21 protein-coding genes are annotated in these 23,286 nt (G+C 46.9%); 5 read left to right on the top strand and 16 right to left on the bottom strand.

Features of this window, described 5'->3' with window-relative positions; genetic code table 11:
* Positions 1-16: 16 nt before the first annotated feature.
* From mutS to FB479_RS03595, 6 genes are all read right to left on the bottom strand, one after another.
* Positions 17-2,605: a DNA mismatch repair protein MutS gene (gene mutS / locus FB479_RS03620; protein WP_106653535.1), complete on the bottom strand. Its 2,589-nt coding sequence runs from the start codon at positions 2,603-2,605 to the stop codon at positions 17-19.
* Between the two features lie 88 nt (positions 2,606-2,693).
* Positions 2,694-3,983: a putative amidoligase domain-containing protein gene (locus FB479_RS03615; RefSeq protein ID WP_142062453.1), complete on the bottom strand. Its 1,290-nt coding sequence runs from the start codon at positions 3,981-3,983 to the stop codon at positions 2,694-2,696.
* A 110-nt stretch (positions 3,984-4,093) separates the two neighbouring features.
* Positions 4,094-4,654, bottom strand: a complete 561-nt coding sequence (locus FB479_RS03610) for an outer spore coat protein CotE (RefSeq protein ID WP_106653533.1) — start codon at positions 4,652-4,654, stop codon at positions 4,094-4,096.
* 136 nt (positions 4,655-4,790) lie between these two features.
* Positions 4,791-5,234, bottom strand: coding sequence for a YlbF/YmcA family competence regulator (locus FB479_RS03605; RefSeq protein ID WP_142062451.1), 444 nt, complete (start codon positions 5,232-5,234; stop codon positions 4,791-4,793).
* Between the two features lie 6 nt (positions 5,235-5,240).
* Complete coding sequence (miaB, locus tag FB479_RS03600) at positions 5,241-6,752, bottom strand: tRNA (N6-isopentenyl adenosine(37)-C2)-methylthiotransferase MiaB (RefSeq protein WP_048033378.1); 1,512 nt, start codon at positions 6,750-6,752, stop codon at positions 5,241-5,243.
* 91 nt (positions 6,753-6,843) lie between these two features.
* Positions 6,844-7,473: an HAD family hydrolase gene (locus tag FB479_RS03595; RefSeq protein ID WP_142062448.1), complete on the bottom strand. Its 630-nt coding sequence runs from the start codon at positions 7,471-7,473 to the stop codon at positions 6,844-6,846.
* Between the two features lie 155 nt (positions 7,474-7,628).
* On the opposite strand from FB479_RS03595, the gene FB479_RS03590 reads away from it, so the two are divergent.
* The 4 genes from FB479_RS03590 (at position 7,629) to cbpB (ending at position 11,821) form a co-directional block, all read left to right on the top strand.
* On the top strand, positions 7,629-8,876 hold the full coding sequence (locus tag FB479_RS03590; RefSeq protein ID WP_106653530.1) for an S-layer homology domain-containing protein: 1,248 nt from the start codon (positions 7,629-7,631) through the stop codon (positions 8,874-8,876).
* A gap of 166 nt (positions 8,877-9,042) precedes the next feature.
* Positions 9,043-9,885 carry a lipoate--protein ligase family protein gene (locus FB479_RS03585; RefSeq protein WP_142062446.1) on the top strand — a complete coding sequence of 281 codons (843 nt, stop codon included), beginning with the start codon at positions 9,043-9,045 and terminating at the stop codon, positions 9,883-9,885.
* 58 nt (positions 9,886-9,943) lie between these two features.
* The gene (locus tag FB479_RS03580) at positions 9,944-11,083 is read left to right on the top strand and encodes an acyltransferase (protein WP_142062443.1); all 1,140 of its coding nucleotides are present in this window, start codon (positions 9,944-9,946) and stop codon (positions 11,081-11,083) included.
* 267 nt (positions 11,084-11,350) lie between these two features.
* Positions 11,351-11,821 carry a cyclic-di-AMP-binding protein CbpB gene (gene cbpB / locus FB479_RS03575; protein WP_047067754.1) on the top strand — a complete coding sequence of 157 codons (471 nt, stop codon included), beginning with the start codon at positions 11,351-11,353 and terminating at the stop codon, positions 11,819-11,821.
* Between the two features lie 68 nt (positions 11,822-11,889).
* Here cbpB and FB479_RS03570 read toward each other — a convergent pair whose 3' ends face one another.
* The 3 genes from FB479_RS03570 to FB479_RS03560 form a co-directional block, all read right to left on the bottom strand.
* Positions 11,890-12,990: a YheC/YheD family endospore coat-associated protein gene (locus tag FB479_RS03570; protein ID WP_106653527.1), complete on the bottom strand. Its 1,101-nt coding sequence runs from the start codon at positions 12,988-12,990 to the stop codon at positions 11,890-11,892.
* 165 nt (positions 12,991-13,155) lie between these two features.
* Positions 13,156-13,716: a tRNA 5-(aminomethyl)-2-thiouridylate-methyltransferase MnmM gene (mnmM, locus tag FB479_RS03565; protein ID WP_088908043.1), complete on the bottom strand. Its 561-nt coding sequence runs from the start codon at positions 13,714-13,716 to the stop codon at positions 13,156-13,158.
* A gap of 33 nt (positions 13,717-13,749) precedes the next feature.
* The gene (locus FB479_RS03560) at positions 13,750-14,499 is read right to left on the bottom strand and encodes an MBL fold metallo-hydrolase (protein WP_142062440.1); all 750 of its coding nucleotides are present in this window, start codon (positions 14,497-14,499) and stop codon (positions 13,750-13,752) included.
* A gap of 53 nt (positions 14,500-14,552) precedes the next feature.
* Here FB479_RS03560 and FB479_RS03555 point away from each other — a divergent pair, with 53 nt between their 5' ends.
* Positions 14,553-15,587 (top strand): YkvI family membrane protein, encoded by a 1,035-nt coding sequence (locus FB479_RS03555; RefSeq protein ID WP_142062437.1) that lies wholly within the window; start codon positions 14,553-14,555, stop codon positions 15,585-15,587.
* A 46-nt stretch (positions 15,588-15,633) separates the two neighbouring features.
* On the opposite strand, the gene FB479_RS03550 is transcribed toward FB479_RS03555, so the two are convergent.
* From FB479_RS03550 to FB479_RS03520, 7 genes are all read right to left on the bottom strand, one after another.
* Positions 15,634-16,500 carry a 2-oxoacid:ferredoxin oxidoreductase subunit beta gene (locus tag FB479_RS03550; protein ID WP_106653524.1) on the bottom strand — a complete coding sequence of 289 codons (867 nt, stop codon included), beginning with the start codon at positions 16,498-16,500 and terminating at the stop codon, positions 15,634-15,636.
* On the bottom strand, positions 16,472-18,250 hold the full coding sequence (locus FB479_RS03545; protein ID WP_106653523.1) for a 2-oxoacid:acceptor oxidoreductase subunit alpha: 1,779 nt from the start codon (positions 18,248-18,250) through the stop codon (positions 16,472-16,474). The genes FB479_RS03550 and FB479_RS03545 overlap by 29 nt, the downstream gene beginning before the upstream one ends.
* Positions 18,251-18,443: 193 nt before the next feature.
* Positions 18,444-19,382 (bottom strand): dipeptidase, encoded by a 939-nt coding sequence (locus FB479_RS03540; RefSeq protein ID WP_142062434.1) that lies wholly within the window; start codon positions 19,380-19,382, stop codon positions 18,444-18,446.
* Positions 19,383-19,490: 108 nt separating this feature from the next.
* Positions 19,491-19,751: a stage V sporulation protein SpoVS gene (spoVS, locus tag FB479_RS03535; RefSeq protein ID WP_003385776.1), complete on the bottom strand. Its 261-nt coding sequence runs from the start codon at positions 19,749-19,751 to the stop codon at positions 19,491-19,493.
* A gap of 118 nt (positions 19,752-19,869) precedes the next feature.
* On the bottom strand, positions 19,870-20,664 hold the full coding sequence (locus tag FB479_RS03530; protein WP_106653521.1) for a TIGR00282 family metallophosphoesterase: 795 nt from the start codon (positions 20,662-20,664) through the stop codon (positions 19,870-19,872).
* Between the two features lie 109 nt (positions 20,665-20,773).
* Positions 20,774-22,315: a ribonuclease Y gene (gene rny, locus FB479_RS03525; RefSeq protein WP_007719154.1), complete on the bottom strand. Its 1,542-nt coding sequence runs from the start codon at positions 22,313-22,315 to the stop codon at positions 20,774-20,776.
* A gap of 273 nt (positions 22,316-22,588) precedes the next feature.
* Complete coding sequence (locus FB479_RS03520) at positions 22,589-23,230, bottom strand: RecX family transcriptional regulator (protein WP_106653520.1); 642 nt, start codon at positions 23,228-23,230, stop codon at positions 22,589-22,591.
* Positions 23,231-23,286 lie beyond the last annotated feature (56 nt).

Below are 23,286 nucleotides of genomic sequence, written 5' to 3'. Positions count from 1 at the left end.
CCCCTCCGGACGAAGCCTATCGCTTTTTCAATTGCTGTTTCCATGCATACAGCTTCATCATGGCGTCCATTGGCGTCGTTGAATTCAAATCCAGCTCGCGCAGTTCAGCCATAATCGCCTCTTCCTCCGCTGAAGCAAACTGCATCGGTTCTTCATGCACCGCGGCAACTGGTGCCGTCCATAGCGATTCGAGCGACATTTGCACGTCACTCGCTGCATTTCCATTCCCTGCATTTCCATTCGCTTCAAGCCCGGTCAAAATACTGCGTGCCCGCTCAATGACCCAAGTCGGCATTTCAGCCAGCTCTGCCACATGGATTCCATAACTTTTGTCTGCTCGTCCTTCTTCAATTTTGTGAAGGAACAAGAGCTTTCCTTCCCGTTCTTCGCATCGAGCGTTGACATTCACGACACCACTCAACGTCTCTGCTAACCCGGTCAACTCGTGGTAGTGCGTCGAGAAGAGTGTTTTGGCACCGATTTTTTGGCAAATGTACTCAATGACTGCTTGTGCAAGCGCCATTCCATCGTACGTCGAAGTCCCGCGACCAATTTCATCGAGCAGAATCAAGCTCTTCGCTGTCGCTTTTTGCAGGGCGTGTCTGGTCTCCAGCATTTCTACCATAAACGTACTGTGCCCGCCTACCAAGTCGTCGGCTGCCCCAATTCGCGTAAAAATCTGATCGACAATCGCCAGCTTGGCCTGTTTAGCCGGAACAAAACAACCGATCTGTGCCATCACTGTGATCAAGGCGATCTGTCTCATATACGTACTCTTACCTGCCATATTCGGACCTGTAATGAGCAAAACTTGACGATTGGTCTGATCCATCTCCACGTCATTTGCCACGTATTTTTCGCGTTCCAGAACGGCTTCTACTACTGGATGCCGCCCTTCTGTAATGACGTATTCGCCACTTTCCACAAGCTCAGGACGTATAAATCCACGCTCGTCACTTACCGTAGCAAACGACTGGAGAACGTCCACAGATGCGACGCGCTCTGCGAGGTTCTGCAGTCTTGGTATATGCTTCGCGACTTCACTTCTTACAGCGACGAACAGTTGGTATTCCAGCTCAATCATCTTTTCTTCCGCTTCCAGAATGAGCGCTTCGCGTTCCTTCAACTCTGGCGTGATGTACCGCTCTGCATTGGCCAAAGTTTGCTTGCGCTCATACCGACCGGCCGGAACGTTGGCGATGTTGGATTTCGATATTTCGATGTAATAGCCGAACACCTTATTGAAGCCGACTTTGAGTGAACGAATCCCTGTCGCTTCCCGTTCTCCCTGCTCTAGTTGGGCAATCCACGTCTTCCCTTCACGACTTGCCGTATGGAGCTTGTCCAGGTACTCATCATATCCCGTCCGAATCATTCCGCCTTCACGAACCGATATCGGGGGATCATCCACAAGCGCATGAGCCAAATAGTTAACGATATCCGTACATTCATCCATCCCTTGCGCCAGTTCCATTAATACCGGAGTATTCGTTTGGATCATATACTGCTTCAGCTCTGGAACAGCTTCCAAAGACAACCGCAGCTGAATGAGATCTCGAGCGTTCGCATTCCCGTAGGAAATGCGCCCCGCCAGACGCTCCAAATCATAGACACGATCCAAGCAAGTCCGCAAATCGGAGCGAAGCAGCATGTCACCCTTCAAGGCTTCCACAGCGCTCAGACGTGCCTCCAACTGCTCGCGACTGAGCAATGGACGCTCAATCCATCTGCGCAAAAGACGACCACCCATTGCGGTTTGTGTCCGATCCAATAGCCACAGCAGAGAGCCTTTTTTCGTCTTATCGCGAATGGTCTCTGTCAATTCCAAATTGCGTCTGGAAAAACCGTCCATTTGCAGATACTGCTTTGCATCGTACTGCTTTAACAGGCGCATATGGGCAAGACTGCGTTTTTGCGTCGTCCCTATGTAGAACAAAAGAGCATTGACTGCCGCTCGCATGGACATATCCAACCCTTTTGCCTGCTCCGCATATTGACTATCCACCGCAAATGCGTCCAGCTGGTGTGCATCCACGATAGTAGATGGCAGTGCTGTCTTCGGCAAAACAGCGAGGCCAAAAAAGACGAGCTCCTTAGGGCGATATTGCAAGGCTTCATCCAGAACAGCCTCTGCCTGTCCCACCAAAGAGGTAACGTACATCTCGCCTGTACTCATATCACACGCAGCAACACCTGTACGCCCTTCTACCTGGGCCAATGCTGCCATGTAATTGTTTTCCTTATCCGTCAGCCATTTGCCTTCCATCATCGTACCCGGAGTAATGACGCGTGTAACTTCCCGGCGAACGACCCCTTTCGCTTCTTTTGGATCTTCGACTTGCTCGCAAACGGCTACTTTATGTCCTTTTTTCAGCAGCTCTGCAATATAGCCATCTGCCGCATGGTGTGGAACTCCACACATTGGTATGCGCTCAGAACCACCACCATCACGTCCCGTCAGTGTAATTTCCAGCTCACGGGACGCAAGAATGGCGTCATCAAAAAACAGTTCGTAAAAGTCGCCTAAGCGAAAAAATAAGAAAGTATCCGGATAATCTTTTTTGATAGCCAGATACTGTTGAATCATTGGGGTGTATTGAGCCATGATTTTCTTCTCCTAGCCTACTAATTCTCGTCGCTATTATATCATGATTGTACGGTAATGTTGACCCTGCATCCGATGGAAGACCCGTTTATGGCAGCATCCATGTTTTACGCAAGTCTTCATCCGTTCTCCACGCTTGGCTCTCGATTAAAAAAGAAAAGTATCGATCCAAATGGATTCGTGACAGCGTATAGCCTGGTAGCTCCTTTAATTCTTGCCAGACTTGGACTACGTACGGCAGTAGCTTTTCTTTTTCACCCTGGTAGTACGCTTTAATAAGCGGGAGCTTTAGATGAGGCGTTGCTTGTAGCTTCTCGTGATTGGTTGCAACCAAATGGGCCAAATGAAGAATACCTCGAGCGACAAGGGGATCAACGAGCCAACTGGGGAGTGTACGATATTCGAATCCATATTCCTTCTCCCTTACATCCCCCAAAAATCCATAGCGCTCTCTGCGGCTCATACACCCTGCATCCTCAATCAGAACAAGGGGAAGAGCCAAGTACGCATCCAACTTTCGCCGAAGAGAAAAAGTAGGTGTGAGCCCGCCAAAATGAATATGCCCGCCGATTGGATAACCTTGAAACGGCATTCCGCCAGCGAGCCATTCGATAGACGCGTTCCCTATTTTTTGGTATGCGAGTGCCAGACTATCGTAGATATGCATAAATAATTGATCAGGGTCCTCCGATGGCGCAGGTCTCAACTCTGCAACCGGGTGCTGATGGAGACCTAATTCTTCCCGATAGCGTGTCGTATCACAACCAACCGTGCCATTGATGCTCAGGAAGTCCGAGGCAAGTGCCATTTCTCCTGTGGACTTGCGTAAAGCAAACTCAGGATCAGCCCCTATGCTTTGCAGCTTTTGCGGCTGTTTGCACATCTGACCTTCCCACCAAATTCGAGCACGCTGCATATATTCGTCAGCATGCTTGGCTGGCCAATTTGGTTCCACCTCGACGACCTTAAGTCGATGGGGAGAAGCCGCCATGATCGTCACTTGACCTGCATCAGCTCCGGCAGCATACAAACTGCGCGCAGCCAGCCCTTGCACCACCTGAACTTCTGTTTCGGTGGAAGGCAAGGAGACGGAATGCCACTCGGGTTCCTGTAGGCGATGAAGCAGCCATTGTGATTGCTCCTCGCTCCTGGCAATATCCAGCACATAGTCTTGGTAAAGGCAGATCCTATATGTCCGCCAGCCCGGTCGCACTGCTTTTCCTGTTGTTACAGGTATTCTCCCCTGCCGGAGCAACCAGCGCCCGATTTCTGGACGATGCAAATACGCTACGACTTCTTTTGCGTTGGCCGTCATCGGTTGTGTTGCTGGCGTTTCCTGCTTGTTAGCTCGCTGACTCGCCTTTGTGCGTAGAATCATGCCTTCCACACTCCCCCGCTATTCTTTCGTTATCTTATGACTGCGCCTAGAAAAAAGTGTGAATGGTACGCATCCGAAAAAAAGAAAAAAGAGGAGATAATTTCTCCTCTTTAGTCGAGCTCGTCGAGTAGCGTAGCGGAATCAAAGTCATCAAACTCGTCACTGTTATCTTCAAAGTCGTCATCCAGATGGAACTCTTTGTCATCACAACTATTGCAGACAACAACGCACACCTTTGTTTCTCCAATGACCTCTACTGCATATTCGCTTTCAACTCTGACTGTGATTGTGCCACCACCACTTAACTCCGCTTTTATGCACTTCGGTTGCTCCACGGCGCGTGCAACGATTTCCAGATCGCCTCTGCAGTTTTTGTCGAAGAACGTAAGCGGTACGAGTACGGAGAACTTAACAGTTTCCCGCTTGACTTCGGTTTGCGTGTTATTAGCAAACGAAAACCACAGGTTGACGTCATACGTACCAGATACTTCAACGGCATCTCCGACTTTCTCTGCTTGGAAGTTCGTGTTTATAATCCAGCATCCGAGGATCGTCGAAGGAGTTTGCGACGGTATGATGGTGTGGGTGGTAGTAGAAAATTTATGGCCTTTGCCGCAGACTGCTTTCGCGATAAGTTCCCGGCACTGTAGATCTTTGTCTATACCCGACATTTCGTTACCTCCTCCATACAACGTTTCTGTACATTTGTATGCAGGGCATTCGACTAGCGTGCAAACAACCACCTTATATTTGGGAAAGTTGTTGGGTATTCATCAAAACAGCGCCGGGAAGGCTTTCTATCAAGAATTAGGAGCAGCAGCCGCCAGATTTTTTCTTCTCAGGCCCGCCACCCGTCTCTCCAGTCAATGGGTTTCCGCCTGTATCCAAAATAATACGCTCCGAAACGGTGTTCGTGATCACGTTCGTGACCATTTGCAAAAGATCATTCACATCGACCTGCGATTGCTTGAATTCCGTAACAATAGGAATGGCATCCAGTTCCTCATGCAATTGGTTGTATTCGTCTTCCACTTTTTTCACCAGTTCCGGCTTGTTGATGGATTCAAACATCACCATTTGCTTTTGCTTTTGCTTCAATGTATCAATCAAATCTTGCACACGTTCATTGTGCTTGATTTGCAGTTCGGCACGTTTGAAGAAATCAACTTCATTTGTACGCGCGATCATAGCTGCGAGCTCGCGAGCTTTATCGAGAATTTCTTTCTGTGTATATATGTTTGTTTGTTCCATAATGACCTACACCTCAACTTTGGATACGAGCTCTCCGTGGAGTGTCCACGTTTTCGCATCTGTAATTTTTATGTGAACATACTGTCCGATCAAGGATTTGTCGCCAGTGAAATGAACCAGCTTGTTCGTACGCGTACGACCCGCAAGCACTTCCGCATTCGTTCTCGATTCGCCTTCCACAAGTACCTCGACAACCTGATCCTGCAGTTTTTTGTTCTGCTCTAGCCCGATGCGAGCCAACACTTCATTAAGTCGATACAAGCGCGCTTTTTTCACTTCCATCGGAACGTTGTCTTCCATGACAGCTGCTGGTGTACCTTCACGCGGAGAGTAGATGAAGGTATACGCAAAATCGTACTTGACCTCTTCCACCATCGAAATCGTATCTTCAAACTGCTCATCGGTTTCGCCTGGGAAGCCAACAATAATATCGGTAGAAAGCGAGACATTCGGGATCGCGTCCTTGATTTTGCGAACGAGCTCCAGATAATGCTCACGCGAATATTTGCGCGCCATCCGCTTGAGTACTTCTGTCGAACCGGATTGGACAGGCAAATGGATTTGCTCCACGAGGTTGCCGCCTTTTGCCAGCACCTCGATCAAGTGGTCGTCAAAATCGCGCGGGTGACTTGTCGTAAAGCGCACACGCGGGATATCAATCTTGCGGATCTCATCCATCAGGTCTCCAAAACCGTATTCGATGTCCTCAAAATCTTTCCCATACGCATTGACGTTTTGTCCAAGAAGCATGATTTCTTTAAAGCCTTGGCGAGCGAGATCACGCACTTCCGCGATGACATCTTCAGGGCGTCGACTGCGCTCTTTTCCGCGGGTATACGGCACGATACAGTACGTACAGAACTTGTCACAGCCGTACATAATGTTAACCCAGCCCTTGGTGTTTCCTTCGCGGAGCTTCGGCATATTTTCGACGATATCGCCTTCTTTGGACCAAACCTCAATCACCATTTCTTTGCTGAACATCGCATCGCGCAACAGTTCTGGCAGTCGGTGAATATTGTGCGTTCCAAAAATCAAGTCGACCTGCTGGTAGCTTTTCAGGATTTTCTTGACGACTTTCTCTTCTTGGGACATACAGCCGCAAACACCGAGGATCAGATTCGGGTTGTTATTCTTGAGCCGCTTCATGTGGCCAAGCTCTCCAAATACTTTATCCTCTGCATTTTCGCGGATCGCACAGGTGTTAAATAGGATGACATCCGCATCTTCGACAGAATCAGAGGAGGTATAACCCATTGCTTGCAAAATACCAGAAATCGTCTCCGAATCATGCTCGTTCATTTGGCAGCCATACGTACGAACGTGATAACGCTTTCCTTTTCCGATGTTCTGCATGTCTTCTGGGATATTAAAATCGTAATGGACTAAAATCTCTTCCTTACCGCGCTTTTTCGCATCCTTCAGAGAGGGGGCCTGGAAGTATTTCGCATAGTCTTCCGTTTTCTTTGGAGACTTAACGGATTTTAAGTCCACAGTCGCCTCTTTCGTTTCCTTCATCATGTATCACCTCAGCTAAAATCATCTACATAAGTAACCAATAAAGAATTATATCATTTTGGGTGATACAAAAGCTAATGCATAATAACCATTATGAGGCAAAATATGTACGAAACGGCGAGTGACCGTTCCGATCATCTCTGGGTTTCCCGGCAAGGAGATGTGGCCTCGCACGCGCCCCTTGTACATCGTTAACCGGGTGATCCCCCACATATACCGCTTCACTCGCTTTCACTCCAAGCCGGTCCAACGCTCTTTCAAATATGATTGACTCTGGCTTGGACACCCCTTCCCGCTCCGAAATCAATATGGCATGAAAAAATGGTTCAATTCCAATCGCATTCAAGTTTTTCATTTGAAACTCACTTCGTCCATTCGTAATGATCCCTAGCTTCATTCCCAATTGATGTAAGATCTGAAGTGTTTCAACCACACCTCTAAAAGACAGACAGTCCTGCCAAAATAGATGTACGTATTCTTCTAATAAAAATAAAGAAGTAACCTCTTCAGTCTTTGACTCTTCCAAGATGGTCTGATAGACAACATCTTTCCACACATACCCACGCTGGTCCAGCTCATGAAAACGGGATGTGAACGCTTCCAGAGACATTTTTTTCTGGAGCGGCTGTGTACGTTCGTACTGTCGTGCCAAAAATGTATCCAACGACCGTTCCCGATCCAAAAGCGTTCCATCCAAATCAAACAAGCATGCCCTTACCATTGGTATATGCTCCTCCTTACCTGTCAATTTTTTTGAAACTCCGTCTTTTTGCCTATTTTCACCATAATATTTTTTTCTCCTGCAACAATACAAGCCCACTCGCCGTCTGAATAGCAGTCAACAAAAAACTACATTGCCATTTTGAGGAGGTTAACATGAAAAGAGCACTAGCCGTATTTTTGTCGGTGTTGATGTTCTTAACGGTTATCCCGGTCGTCGGTGCCGCTTCCACTCCTTCGTTCTCAGACGTTCCACGTAGCCATTGGGCATACAAGGAAATTACGGAGATGGCGGCAAAAGGGATTATCAAAGGGTACGACAATCGAACATTTAGACCGAACAATGAGGTTACCCGCGCCGAATTTGCAAAAATTATGATCGCAGCAGCAGATGTAGATATAAACAAACGCTACGTCGACCAAACCTTTAAAGATGTACCACGTCATCACTGGGCATTTCTGTATGTGGAATACGCCAAGCCTTACTTGACTGGTTACAAATCCGGCTCCACCTACACGTATAAGCCAGATCATGCGGCAGTACGGGAAGACATTGCTGTCGCATTGGTACGCCTGTTGGGCTACGATCAAAAGTACAAAGCTGACATGAATCAATTGAAAAAGTTCCGTGATTACGACGATATTTCGTCAGCACTGCGTCCGTATATTGCGATTGCGATCCAAACCGATTTGATGAAAGGATACAATGGCAATTTCCGTCCACAAGATCCGATTACTCGTGCGGAAGCTGCTTCTCTGCTCTATCGCGCTATTTTGGATCGTGACGATGATGATGAGATCAAAATTGTTTTCCCTAACCCTGGTCAACCGAAACCGCAGCCAGAACCAGAGCGAATCAATATCAGCGACTCCTTCTCTGATTCCAAATTGAAAAACTGGGATACAGACAAAGCGACAGGAAACTGGGAGGTCGCTAGCAAACAAGTGACAGCTGAATCCGATGACGATGATCTGGATCACTATTTCCTGCCACTGAATTGGAATGAGTCTGACAAAGTTAAAAAATACGAATTGAGCGTCGATGTTAATGTCGTTGGCAGTGAAGGTTTAGGAGGCCTTTACTTCAACGGTAAAGACGGAAAAGCCAATGTTGTATTTGTCCAAAAAGATCGCGTTGTTTTAGGAAAAGTGAATGATGTCGAAGAGGACGATATTGACATCATTACTTCTAGCTCCTACAAGTTGAAATCCAGCAATCGCTTAAAAGTAGAAGTTAACGAGAACACTGTTTCCATTTACTTGAACGATCAATACTTGTTCGGTCAACAGTATGTGAAACAAGAAGGCACAAAGCTCGGTCTGTACCTGCAAGAAGAGGCAACTGAAAACGCGCCTCGCAAAACGACCTACCTAGACAATTTCTCCTTCAAGGAGACCAAATAAAGAACCATATTTTGACCCGACAAGCTATCTTGGCCTGTCGGGTATTTTTTCACTCTACTTGACATGCATGTTCTACCAAATGGAAAAAAGATAGTGAAAACGTAGAAAAAAACGCATTTCAGATGGTATAATGGTAGCTATTCTTGTCCTGTGAAGGAGCCTTCTTATGTCATTTTCTGTTAATCAACCGTTTCGCTGGATGGACTCCGGTACCTACCAGGATAGTCCACTTGAGCCTTTAATCCGTGATGAAGCGTTGGCAGCCAGTATGCAATCTGAATCAGCAACCCCTATTATTCATCTCTGGGTGTACGATCAGGCGCTGTATCTCGGCCGCAGAGACGCCAAGCTTCCTCAACTCCAGCAAGCCTTGCGTAAGTTCGGTCAAGATGGCTTTGGTTGTGTTCTTCGCTCGTCTGGTGGAGCTTGTGTTCCACTTGATGCTGGCGTACTCAATATGGCTTGTTTATTGCCTGACACTTCGATTTCCATTGACTCTTTCTTCTCGTTTGTTGCCCAACTTCTTGATGTTGGCCTGCGCGATTACGGGAAGCTGGAATTTGGAGAAGTGAAGGGTTCCTACTGTGCAGGGGAATACGATTTTTCCATTCACGGTAAAAAAATCGGAGGTATGGCACAAAGACGCACGCGACACGGCTCTATTTTGCAGCTATGCATTAACGTCGACGATCGGCCACGAGGGGAATGGATGGAGCGCTTTTACCGTCTAGCCGGCTTGGATGAAATGCAAAGTCATAAGCCAATTCCTTCTATCGATGCTTCTACCGTTGGCAGCATTGCGAGTTTGACTGGAAAATTGGCCACTATAGATGATGTAAAAGCTCGTCTATTGGAGACAATCCGTTCTGAGTGGGCGGTATCACCTACCCCCTTTTATGTCCAAAATGAGTTAGTGACAGAGTCAAAGCATCATTTGTCGCAGCGATTACACTTATTTTCTTATACCGCAAAAGAACTGGCCGCACCTGACTGGCACTTACCCGAATAACGGGCATGTTACTTGCTTTTGATTCTCCAGGTGCTGCCGGGAAAATTCTGGAGGAATTATGAATAGCAATCGAAAGGGGACGTTTCAGGATCTGAATGCCCTTTTTGTTTTTGGGGCTCTTACTGTCTTGATGATTCACATCCTCAGTTTTTTTCTCGCTAATGAAAAGACGTATCCGTGGAATAGTGATTTGCAAGCCGTTCTCATCATCTTGTTGAAATTCGGTCGCTCTTTGTTTATTTTTGCAACTGGAATGCTGCTGTTTTACTGGTATCAGAACCGACAATTGGATTGGCGTGCTTTCTGGAAAAAACGCTGGCGCGCAGTTATTTTGCCTTACGTAATATGGACAGCCATCTTCACCTATTTTAAACACCAAACCTTTGATCCCGCCGTGCTGGTAGGACCCTTTTTCGATAGTCTGTTTACGGGTAGCTCTTTCTACCATCTGTACTACATTCCGCTTTACTTGCAATTGTGCTTGTTGTTTTGCCTGATCAAACCGTGGATGGAACGGTACTTGAACTTCCGCTGGATCATCGCCCTCTTTATTGGACAAGCTGGTCTGTACGTTCTCTACCACTATTTGTTCATTAAACCGTTTTGGGCCATTGATTGGGCTGCAAACCCATTCCTGTCCCTCGTGAAGCACAGTTATGTTTACGGACAGCATTATGTTTTCATGTACGTATTTACTTTTGCACTCGGCGCTTATGCCGGAATGAATGTGAATAAATGGCGGACGTGGGTGAAACGCCTTCAAATACCTTCTATTGTTGTGATGGCAAGTGCAGCCGTTTGGATGGCGTACAGCTATCTTTCCGGCTCCAAAAGCTACTACGAGAGCATGAATATTTTCGAACCGCTTTACTTGGTATACACACTCTGTGTGATCATCAGCTTTTACCCTGCATCCACTTATTTCGGCAAACTGCCTAAACTAGGTCCGTGGCTTGCCCGATTGGCCAAACAAAATATGGCTATCTATTTGGTTCATCCGCTGATCTTGTTCTTAATGCAGAGTTACGTTATTCATCGACTAGGCTGGTCGACGCCGTCATTGGTTCTCGGCATGTTCGTGATTACGCCGCCACTGTGCATTTTCCTTTACGAGCTGACGACGATGTCCTTTTGGTTCAATCGGAAAAAACGGGTGGAAGCAAAACCGATTTTCAAAAATCAAACGTATAAAGCGTAAGGGAGAAACTGGTTTCCTCTAAACTCCTAATGTAAAAAACAACATGATCTCCCATACTAGAACTAGGGACAATTGTTCCACACCTCGATTACTTGCCTGGCGTAACTGCCGGGCTTTTTTTCGTCTAATGCCTCGTGAAAGGCTTGGCAACGCCAAGTTTTCTAAATGTAGCCCTACCGTTTGTACCTCGCTTACGGTATCATAGAAGAGGACCACAAGCAGTTCTTACTGCTATCGACGACAGAAAGAAAAGGTGGTGGATCTGAATTGAATCAAGAGATCCCTTTGTTACATATTCCGATCAAAGATCTCATAATCGCGTCCACAAAGGTCGCACATGTGCAGCTAGGCAATTCGCTTGAGCACGCCCTGCTCGTCCTAATCAAGTCCGGCTATTCAGCCGTTCCTGTACTGGATCATCAGTATCGTTTGCATGGGTTAATCAGCACGAATATGATCATGAATAAAACTCTAGGTCTGGAACGCTTCGAGACCGAACGTATGTCCGAACATATTGTAGATGATGTGATGGATACGAAGGTCCCTCGATTGCGTGACACCGATGAATTTTTGAAAGCATTGGAAGTGTCCATTAATCACCCTTTCGTCTGCATTGAAGACGACGAACACTATTTCCAAGGAATCTTGACTCGAAAATCGATTTTGGCATTGGTATATCGTCACTTTCGCAATCTGCCCTTTCCTTTGGCTGACCAACAACAGCCGGCAGAATCGTAAGTCAAGGCATACGAAAAGACGGGGCAATAATAGCCACCGTCTTTTTCACATTCTTGTACATTACTTCTTTAGTTGAAATAGCTAGGCGATAAAAGCTGATGCTTCCGTTTCTTTTTTTCAGCGAGTAATGTCTGCGCATATTCTAGTGGATGACGGTACGTTTGTTTAAACATCTCCTTCTCTCCAGCTTTGAAAAACGAATAGCGCTGATCACGCACATTGACTTCAATTAAATACGGATTGCCTCGATCATCAATTCCCATATCCATGCCTAAGTCTGCTAATGATGAAAAATGACGACCGTACTGCTTCGCAATTTCCACCGCTGCTATGCCAACTCTTTCGATGACCGCTTGTTGTTGTTTTACCTCAGGAAAGATGGGGAATAATGCTTCCGAAAACGGCACTGCTGTCCCACCTCGGGAGAGATTGCTGAGCTTGTTTTTCTTATTGGCGACCTTGGCAACCATCCCGCTCACTGTCCACTGTTTCTCTTTGTTTTTTTGCACCGAAACACGAATATCAAAGGTTTTGCCTCCATAGCGCGCCAAAGGAATTCCTCGCTGGATCAAAAATCTTTTGTTACCGACCCAGCGTCGCACCGTGGAGAGTATCTGGGAATGAGATAAAATCTGCCGTTTTTTCGATGCAATGAAGTGATAATTGCCTCCGTGCCGTTCAATACGCGCTACCCCAATTCCAACAGATCCAATTGAAGGCTTGACGTACACCACCTGGTATTTATCCAAGAACAGACGCAACTGCTCCGTGGAATAAGGTACAGTATGCGGCAGATAGCTGCGAATCTGTTCGTTTTTCCAGAGCATCTGGTGTACTCTTCTCTTATCCCGTACAACCAAGCCATTGAACACCGTTTTCTTTTGGCTCAATCTTCGAATCACATTCCGCGCTTTTGTATCCCCTGTCAAAACACGATTGTGGATGACTCGCGGGACTGAAACCAGTTGTGAGACGAGTCGATTTCCGTTCCAAAAATATCCCTTGACCCTTGCATCTCCTGGCTTTACATGCCGCGGGTGGAAAAAAACAGGCTCCAATCCAAGCTCTTTTCCGATTTCGACATAATAAGGCAGACGCTCATATGACTTGAGGCCTTGAATTCCTTTCTCTATAAGGGCCCAATCCAACATTATCCCGATTCTGTCCACGGTAGATCCCCCTTGCCACATTGCTCTACATAGGGTATGTGCCAGAAAGGGCAAGAGCGTGCCTATTTTTGTACACCTATCCGCGACCTGACAAAATATTTGCTTTCCCATAGGAATCATGTCGGATGCTGCGCTTGCCCGGGAAAGGATCGCGTTGCGTTCTTTTTATTGTCCCCTGCGTTCGATGGCCAGTAAAAACGGGGCTTGGTTTTGCTGATTGATATATTGGTATTTTAAAACCAAATAATCCAATTGACTCAGCTCGTGGCAAAATGCTTCCACTGCCTCTTTTTCCGTCTCTCCCGCCGGATGCCCCCAGTAAATCATGACTGTCATGATTCCGCCTGGTCTGAGCACCCTCAACCCGGATTGAATCGCCTGAATGGTACTGCTCGCTTGTGTTGTGATTTCTTTGTCTCCGCCCGGCAAATAGCCCAAATTAAACATGATTGCCGCGGCACTAATCTCCAGCTTGTCAATTTCCTCATGACTGGCGAGCTTCATTTCTACCCTGTTCGCCAGACCCTCTCTTTCGAGTCTTTCTCGCGTTTTCTCGATCGCCTGCGGCTGGATATCGAAGGCGATTACTTTCCCTTCTTCTTGCACCAGTTGCGCAAGAAATAACGTGTCATTTCCATTCCCCATCGTGGCGTCTACAACAGTTTCTCCTACTTGTACCCGTTCACGGATTAATTTGCGTGCAACTTCTAATACATTTGGAAACAAAGTCAACTCTCCTCTCTATGTACACAAACAACGTTATAAATCGATTTGCAGGCCGATGCGCGCGGCATAAACCGGACCTGCGACAAAAGCATTGGCCTCCGCAATTACTTGGGACTCCTCATAGCCGTAAAACAAATGCGTAACCAATAACGAGCGGCAGGATAGGGATTGTGCCAATTCTGCCGCTTGGCGAACAGACAGGTGCCCATTTGGCTTCGCTGGTAAATTGTAATCCAGATAGGTGCCCTCACAAATGAACAAATCCGCTTGAGTTGCGAACCCCTCCCAGGCTGTACCTGGTCCACTGTCAGCTCCGTATACGAGGATACGTCCGTTTGCTTCCAAGCGCATGGCGTAGCATGGATCTCCGTCACCATGGTCTGTCCGTAAAAAAGTGATTGCGACATCCCCAATGGTAACAGACGTTTCTTCCGTGATTGGGGTAAATGTGGTCGCATCTCGATACACCAATGTCTGAGCATTGGTCACTGGCAGCGCAGGAGCATAGATTGGAAGCGGCTTGTCAGCAGGTCTTTGGCCAAACAACTGATGCACCATCAAACCGTACTGCATCACTCCTACATCCGCAACATGATCATGATGGTAGTGAGATAAAAGCATGGCATCCAGCTCATAAATGGGCAAATGCTTGCCTAACTGCGCAAGAACACCACTGCCGCAGTCGAGAAGAATTTTGACACGGTCTGTCTCAATCAGGTAACCCGGAGTAGCACCCCCTGGACCAGGATAAGGAGATTGATAGCCTAACACGGTAACGCGCATATTCGGTTCACTCCCTCTCATAGGATGGAATAAGGTGGGACAGGAGGTCTGAGATGCAAGGAACATGGAGAGCCGCATGGCAGATCGCTTTTACGTATATTGGAACAGTCGTAGGAGCTGGTTTTGCCTCTGGCAAAGAAATTGTAGAGTTCTTTGTTCAATATGGAACACAAGGCTTAGTAGGCATCATTCTGGCTACGACGCTGTTTATTTGGGCCGGCATCCGCGTCATGCTGATTGCCTATCGACTTCAGGCTGATTCCTATCAAGAAGTCAGCACCTATTTGTTTGGACATCCCTTTGGAACTGTATTTAATACCTTGCTTTTAACCGTATTGCTAGGCACTACCTCCGTCATGCTCGCTGCTACCGGCGCGATTTTTTGGGAGTCTTTTCGATTATCTCCCCAAATCGGAATTTGGTTTAGCATGATTTTGATTTTTTTCGTGACGAAAAAAGGGCTGTTTGCCATCCATCACGTGAACAGCATTTTTGTTCCGATGCTCATTGGCTTTACTGTGCTTGTCTTCCTTTATACGAAGCCATGGTTAGATACGAATGTGGTCGTAGAATCATTACGGCCTTGGGCGTGGCTTAGTTCTCCCTTTTATTATGTTGCCTTAAATGTCACACTTACACAAGCGGTTTTGATTCCGATGGGCAGACAGAGTCCCAGCGAGAAACCTCTTATCCTAGGGGGAATCTTAGGAGGGTTGGGAATAGGCCTTCTGCTCATACTCGCTTACGCTTCTCTGTCTGTAAAAATGCCGGGAATCCATCACGCGGAAATGCCTATGATCGCTGTGCTGCAAGGCTTGGGGCCAACTATTCCCTTTTTGTTCTCCCTATTGGTGTACGCCGAAATTTTCTCGACTCTTGTTGCCAACGTTTTTGGTCTAGCCCAACAGATTAGACAAGTTACCCCCCTTCGAGGTCCGACTATTTTACTCGGGATTCTGCTAATTTGTTATTTGATCAGTTTTATCGGGTTTAGCTCGCTTCTCCGTTTCCTGTATCCACTCTTTGGTCAATTGGTTGTCTTTTTCCTTGTCATGCTCGTGTACAGGCAGTGGCGCGATCGCATGTAATAAAAAAACCTCTCCCGTTAAGGAGAGGTTTTTCACTCTATCAAACTTAAGCAAATTCTTTAACCAATTTTTCGAAGTCTTCTTCAGACAAGCGAATGTCTTGGTTAACCAAACCTTCTTCTTTGAAGCCATTTACGAGAGCTTCATAAGGTTTTTGCTCAGTGTTTTGGTAGATCAGACCTGTAATCAGGCCTTTGTATTGCATGGAAGTAGACATTGCTTTGATACGGTCATGTGGATCGTATCCTTCGATTGTGTCTACTGGTACGATGTTCTCTTTGAACCAGTCGTACGTATTTACCTTGTTGTAGGTTACACAAGGGCTGAATACGTTGATCAAGGAGAAGCCTTCGTGTTGGATACCTTTTTCGATCAGTTCAGTCAAGCCCTTCAGATCGCTGGAGAAGGATTGAGCAACGAAAGTCGCACCTACAGACAGCGCCAGTTCAACTGGAGAAATGGAGGACTCGATGGAACCTGCCGGTGTAGACTTAGTCACGAAACCAGTCGCGGAACGCGGGGAGGTTTGACCTTTTGTCAGACCGTAGATTTGGTTATCCATTACGATGTACGTAACGTTCATATTACGACGGATTGCGTGTACAGTATGGCCCATACCGATCGCAAAACCATCCCCGTCTCCACCAGCTGCGATAACTGTCAGCTCGCGGTTCGCCATTTTCACACCTTGTGCGATTGGCAGGGAACGTCCGTGAATACCGTGGAAACCATAGCAGTTGATGTAGCCGGAAATACGACCAGAGCATCCGATACCAGAAACGAGAGCCAGATTTTCAGGTTCCAGACCTACGTTCGCTGCGGCGCGTTGAATAGCCGCCTGGATGGAGAAGTCACCACAGCCTGGGCACCAGTTTGGCTTTACATTATTTCGAAACTCTTTCATAGTCGCCATGTTTTACCAGCTCCTTTACTTCAGCATAGATTTCCTTCGGCAGGAATGGGTTACCATCATATTTCAGCACGGACTCGATTTTTTCAGCGTTTCCAACGTTTTGTTTGAGCAGGTTTGTTACTTGCGCTTGGATGTTGTGCTCAACAACAACGACTTTCTTCGCTTTGTCCACGAGTGCTTTGATTTCTTCGGTAGGGAACGGATGCAGCAAACGGATTTGTGCATGGTTTACTTTGATTCCCTCTTGTTCCAGACGAGCTTTTGCTTCTTGAATCGTACCAATTGTAGAGTTGATACCCACAACCAGAACATCCGCATCAGCGTGAGGAGCATCTGCTGTTACAGCGTTTTTGAAGTTTTTCAGTACGCCTTCCATTTTGCGCATACGTTTATCCATTTGTTGAATACGGTTTGCAGCATTCTCAGATGGACGACCAGTTTGGTCATGCTCAACACCAGTTACATGGTGCAGACCGTATTTTTGGCCAGGAATAACACGAGGAGAAACGCCGTCTTCTGTTACTTCATAACGTTTGAACAGGTCGTTTTGCTCTTTTTCTGGCAATTCTTGTCCAGCAAGCAGTTTTCCGCGGCGGATTTCTACTTTGCTGTAGTCAAATGGAGTCACTGTTTGTTTACCCAAAGACAGAGTCAAGTCAGTCATCAGGATAACAGGCAGTTGGTATTCTTCCGCAATGTTAAACGCTTCAACTGCATCGTAGAAGCACTCTTCTACTGTGCTTGGCGCGATAACTACTTTTGGAATGTCACCGTGTGTACCATAAATCATAGCATTCACATCAGATTGCTCGATTTTGGTAGGCATACCGGTAGATGGGCCACCACGCTGCGTGTTCACGATTACAACTGGTTGTTCCGTGATACCAGCCAGACCAATTGCTTCCATCATCAGGGACAGACCAGGACCTGCAGAAGCAGTCAAGGAACGAGCACCCGCGAAGTTAGCACCGATTGCCATCGTAATAGCAGCAATCTCGTCTTCTGTTTGGATAACAGTACCGCCCAATTTAGGTAGCTTTTTAATCAAGTATTCCATTACCTCGGAAGCAGGTGTGATCGGGTAAGCTGGCATGAAACGGCAGCCTGCTGCTACAGCACCCAGAGCGATCGCATCGTTACCGATGAGGAACAGTTGTTTTTGTGGATCAGCCTTTTCCATTTGGAACTCAGGCAGTTGACCACCAGTCAATTCATTTACATAATCAAAACCGCGGCGAATGGCATCCATATTCTTTTCAACCACTTTTTCGCCCTTGCGGAGGAACATATCTTCAACGATGGGACGGTAGCTTTCCACTGCAATGCCGAGGATGGCACTGGACGCACCAATCGACACCATGTTTTTCATCAGGGAAGTTCCCAGCTCATCAGCGATCTCAGTCAGTGGTACAGTGAAGAAGCGAACTGGCTTCAAGCCGTCCGGCAACTTTGGATTAAATTTCGCATCCGCGATAATGATACCGCCTTCACGCAACTCATGCGCGTTGAAATCGATCGTCTCTTGGTCAAACGCTACGAGAATGTCCAGATCGTCAGAGATCGCACGCATTGGCGTTGTGCTCACGCGAATTTTATTGTTCGTGTGTCCACCCTTAATACGGGAAGAGAAGTGACGGTAGCTATACAGATGGTACCCCATCCGGTTCATCGCCATCGAGAAAATCTCACCAGTACTCTCGATGCCCTCCCCTTGCTGTCCTCCAACTTTCCAGGAAAGTTGACTAATCATTCAGATTCCACCCTTTCAGTGACTGTGAGAAAAGCTGCCTATCACACCTTGAAAAGACTGATAAGATGTGACATTTCTGTGCATAGACAGTAACAATTGTAGTCCTGTCCATGTCAAATTGCAAGTGCTTTTACTCAACTTACTTTTGACCTGAATTTTAATGTTGAACTTGGTACATTAATATCCTCATGCTTTATTGTAGCACGTTTCCGAAAACACGCAACCAATTTCCTTGCACAAATTTCAATACTTCCGCCTCTTTATAACGTTTTAACAAAGCTTCTAGTAACTGGGAGTAATCTGCCGAGGATGCTATGTCTCCAAACGTCTCGGTAATCCCATCGAAATCGGAACCAAAGCCTACGTGGTCTACACCACCCAACGCACAGATGTGATCCAAGTGGCGCAACAAGTCATCGATCCAAACCGTGCGCTTGTCCGGTACGGTAAAGAAGTCTACAAACGTCAAGCCGATCGCGCCATCTTTGGCGATTAATGCTTGTATTTGTTCGTCCGTCAAATTGCGAGAGTGATTGCATATCGTTCTCACGTTCGAGTGCGAAGCGATCACTGGTGCTTTCGAGCATTCTAGTACATCCCAGAATCCTGGATCGGCCAAATGCGAAACATCAATGATCATCCCCAGCCGATTCATTTCTTCTATGACTTCTCGTCCAAATGAAGTAAGTCCACCTGGATTCGGCTCCCCATTTCCACTTGCTAGGGCATTGCCATGATTCCAGGTCAGCGTCATTCCTCGTACCCCAAGCCGGAACCATGTACGTAGCTGAACCAGACTCTCTTCTAAAGCATGCGCGCCTTCTACAAACAGAATAGCCCCTTTCTGTCCCTTTAATACGCATTCAGCCAAATCTGCCTTTGTGAAAATGGGTCGGAATTTATCACTCGCCACCTTTTGATAAAAAATATCGACCATTTCTAGCACAGTATGAAAGCGACGTCCAAACGGCACCTGAGTGGGGACGAAACAGGCTAGCACTTGTATGTCTACATTCCCTTTTTCAAGGGCGGTAAAACCAGTTTGCAAGAGCTTGTCTTCTTTATAAAAGTCCAGCTCGGGGTTCTGCCATAGCTTGCATAATACATCGCTATGCGCATCAAAGATTTTCATATGGAAACGCTCCTTCTCTTCGATATCTTCAAAGGGAATACTTCTGGACAAACGAAAAAACCTGTTCATTCTTCGAACAAACAGGCAGGTGAAGCATTTGCAGTTGTATCATCTGGGTTCTACGATTAATTTGATTGCAGTTCGTTCTTCTCCATCAATCACGATGTCGGTAAAGGCTGGAATACAAATGAGGTCAACTCCACTCGGCGCTACGAACCCTCGTGCGATTGCTACTGCCTTCACAGCTTGATTAAGCGCCCCAGCGCCAATGGCTTGGATCTCAGCCGCTCCTCGTTCACGAAGAACTCCGGCAAGGGCACCAGCAACGGAATTGGGGTTAGACTTTGCTGAAACTTTTAATACTTCCATCCTTTTTGAACCTCCCGTCTGATAGGAATCCTGTCATCATTAGAATGATATTCGCATAACCCCTAAAAATTCCTGCTAACTTGCTTGAAAGATTCAAAAAATTCTAATCTTATTCCCATTATTCCATAAACGGATGGTCAGAGTCAATTCTGATTCGTTCCATTTTTTTCGCATGCCCAGTCGCTTTATCTATGGTAATCAGCACCGCATTCAACTGCGCAGGATCTGGCGCTACCTCAAAGCGAACAGGGAGCTGCGTCAAAAATTTCTTAATAACAGCTTCGCGTTCCATTCCCAAAATGCCGTTACTTGGGCCACACATTCCTACATCACACAAAAATCCGGTTCCTTGAGGCAAAATACGTTCATCAGCTGTTTGCACATGGGTATGTGTCCCCACGACCGCTGTTACCTTCCCATCGAGGTACCATGACATTGCTTGCTTCTCCGATGTGGCTTCGGCATGAAAGTCTACAAAAATGAGCTTCGTACGCTTTCGAGCTTGCTCTACTAGCTTGTCAGCCATTTGGAACGGACAGTCGAGCGGTGGCAAGAACGTACGCCCCATCAAATTAATGACGGCTAGTTCCCCTTCAGGTTGCTTGATATATGTAATCCCTTTTCCAGGAGCCCCTTCTGGGAAGTTCGCGGGTCTTATCATCCGCGGCTCATCATCAATAAAATCGAAAATTTCTCTTTGGTCCCATGTATGATTCCCGAGCGTAATCGCTTGAACGCCCCACTCGAAAAGCTCCTTGGTAATTTTCTCTGTAATCCCGCGACCATGCGCAGCGTTCTCTCCATTCGCTACGATAAAGGTAGGGTTGTATTTTCGCTTCAGTAACGGCAGATATGTTTTCACGATCTCTCTGCCAGGCGAGCCCATAATATCTCCAATGAATAACAACTTCATTACCAAATCACCTCATTGCTAGTATACACAATTCCTCTGCTCATTAGAAAACTTGACTTCGTCAAGTATTTGGTGTGCTACAAAAAAAGTAAAGTGGCACGCAGCCACTTTACTTTGCATACTCAACTGCCCGCGTTTCACGGATAACCGTTACTTTAATATGACCTGGGTAGTCAAGTTCATTTTCAATTCGTTTCGTGATATCCCGTGCCAGACGGGTAGCTTCCGCATCGTCAATCTTATCAGGTTGAACCATCACGCGAATTTCGCGTCCTGCTTGAATCGCATAAGACTTTTCTACGCCATCGAACGACTCAGAGATTTCTTCCAGTTTCTCCAAACGTCTGATATATGTTTCCAATGTCTCACGGCGTGCACCTGGGCGTGCAGCAGACAGAGCGTCAGCAGCTCCCACGAGCATAGCAATGACGGAAGTTGGTTCGGTATCACCGTGATGAGACGCAATACTGTTCACTACTACGTGATGCTCATTGTACTTCTTAGCCAGTTCTACACCGATTTCAACGTGTGAACCTTCTACTTCATGGTCAATCGCTTTTCCGATATCATGCAGCAAACCTGCACGTTTGGCCAGCTTCACATCTTCTTTCAGTTCTGCCGCCATTAAACCGGCGAGATGTGCCACTTCCATAGAGTGCTTCAGTACGTTTTGACCGTAGCTTGTACGATAACGCAAGCGTCCAAGAATCTTGATCAGATCTGGATGCAAGCCGTGAACGCCTGTTTCAAACGTTGCTTGCTCACCGTATTCACGGATTCGCTCGTCTACTTCGCGACGCGCTTTTTCCACCATTTCCTCGATGCGAGCTGGGTGAATGCGACCGTCTGCGACCAGTTTATCCAACGCTGTCTTGGCGATTTCCCGACGAATCGGGTCGAAGCCAGACAGGATGACTGCTTCTGGAGTATCGTCAATAATCAGATCGATACCAGTCAACGTCTCCAGGGCACGAATGTTACGTCCTTCGCGTCCGATAATACGTCCCTTCATCTCATCATTTGGCAGCGTAACCACGGAAACGGTTGTTTCTGCTACATGGTCTGCTGCACAACGTTGAATGGAGGTCGTAATGATCTCACGAGCACGCTTGTCCGCTTCTTCCTTGGCCTGAGTCTCAATCTCCTTGATCATCACAGCCATTTCGTGACGGACGGTATTCTCCACATCCGTGAGAATGATCGTCTTCGCCTCATCCTGCGTCAAGCCGGAGATTCGTTCTAGCTCTGATACTTGTTCTTTATATAAGTGCTCTACCTTGCTTTGCAGTTCTGCGATGGCACGGTCACGCTCGGACAATTCTTCTTCTTTGCGCTCCAACTGTTCCATCTTGCGGTCCAACGATTCTTCTTTTTGTAGAATTCGTCGTTCCTGACGCTGGATCTCATTGCGTCTCTCACGCAATTCGGTTTCCGCTTCGGATCGAAGCTTGAACACTTCATCCTTCGCCTCCAGCACCTTTTCCTTCTTAACGGCCTCGGCGTCCCGTTTGGCTTCCTCCACGATCTGTCGTGCAGCTTCTTCTGCACTGGAGATCTTCGCTTCCGCAATCGATTTACGAGTGAAGTAGCCAGCACCCAAGCCGATCAGCAGGGCAACGAGCACAATGACAACTGTAATTATAGGATCCATAGGCTTTTTCGTTTCACCTCCTTATTGTAAGACATCTCCCCGCTTTCCAAGCATTTGTTTTTCATGGAGTGCTCTCACATTTGAACATTCGGCTAAAAAACAAGACCGATTTTACTCGGTCCGCTGAATCCGTACAGCTTTCGCACGGTTTTTCAGTTGTTCCATAGGCAACGAGTGAGCAAATCACAAAAAGTTATGATACACCAAGTAAATACAAACCTATTTTATTATTTGTGAACAAGAATTGTCAAGATCATGCAAATAGAGTTGGCCCTAACTATCGCTTCTATGACGCAATTCTTCACGCATTTGTTGAATGATCGCATGAGAGAATCCCTTGCGCATCAGCATGGACAGCAGCTTGCGTTCTTCATCGGGGTTCGGTGCACCCTCTATGCGTCGCGCCTTCTTCTCTATCAATGCGCGGGCAGCATCTAGTTCAGCCTGCCTAGACACGCCACGAACTGCGTCCTCTACAATCGCTCTGTCCACTCCTCGCTGGGTAAGCTCCATACGCAGCATATAAGGACTCCTCGGCTTCAAACGCAATCGCTCGTCTACCCATTGCTTCGCAAATGCTTCATCATCGATGTAGCCGTGATCCTTGCAGCGCTGGCATATCTCTTCGGCAATCTGCGTAGAAAATCCCTTCTCTACCAAATAAGAATGCAGCTGACTGCTTGTCCGTGGGCGTATTCCAAGGTATCGCAAAGCACCTAAATACGCTTTATGCTTTTCTTCTGCTACCAGGACTTCCCGGCAAAAAGCTTCATCTAATTCTGTTCCCTTAAATAGATTGTACTTTACCAGTATGTCTTCGTGTACGGTAATCGCATACTCGCCTTCTACATCGATATGGTAGCGTTGCTTTTGTTTGATATCTCGATGAACGGCAGTGATCAGGCCGCTCTTCATGCTGATTCACTCCTTCGCAAAGCTAAAATAACAGCCTGTCTCATCGACAGGCTGCT

The organism is Brevibacillus sp. AG162 (assembly GCF_006715575.1).
Taxonomy (GTDB): Bacteria; Bacillota; Bacilli; order Brevibacillales; family Brevibacillaceae; genus Brevibacillus; species Brevibacillus brevis.
This window is presented reverse-complemented; position numbering and strand designations above follow the sequence as displayed.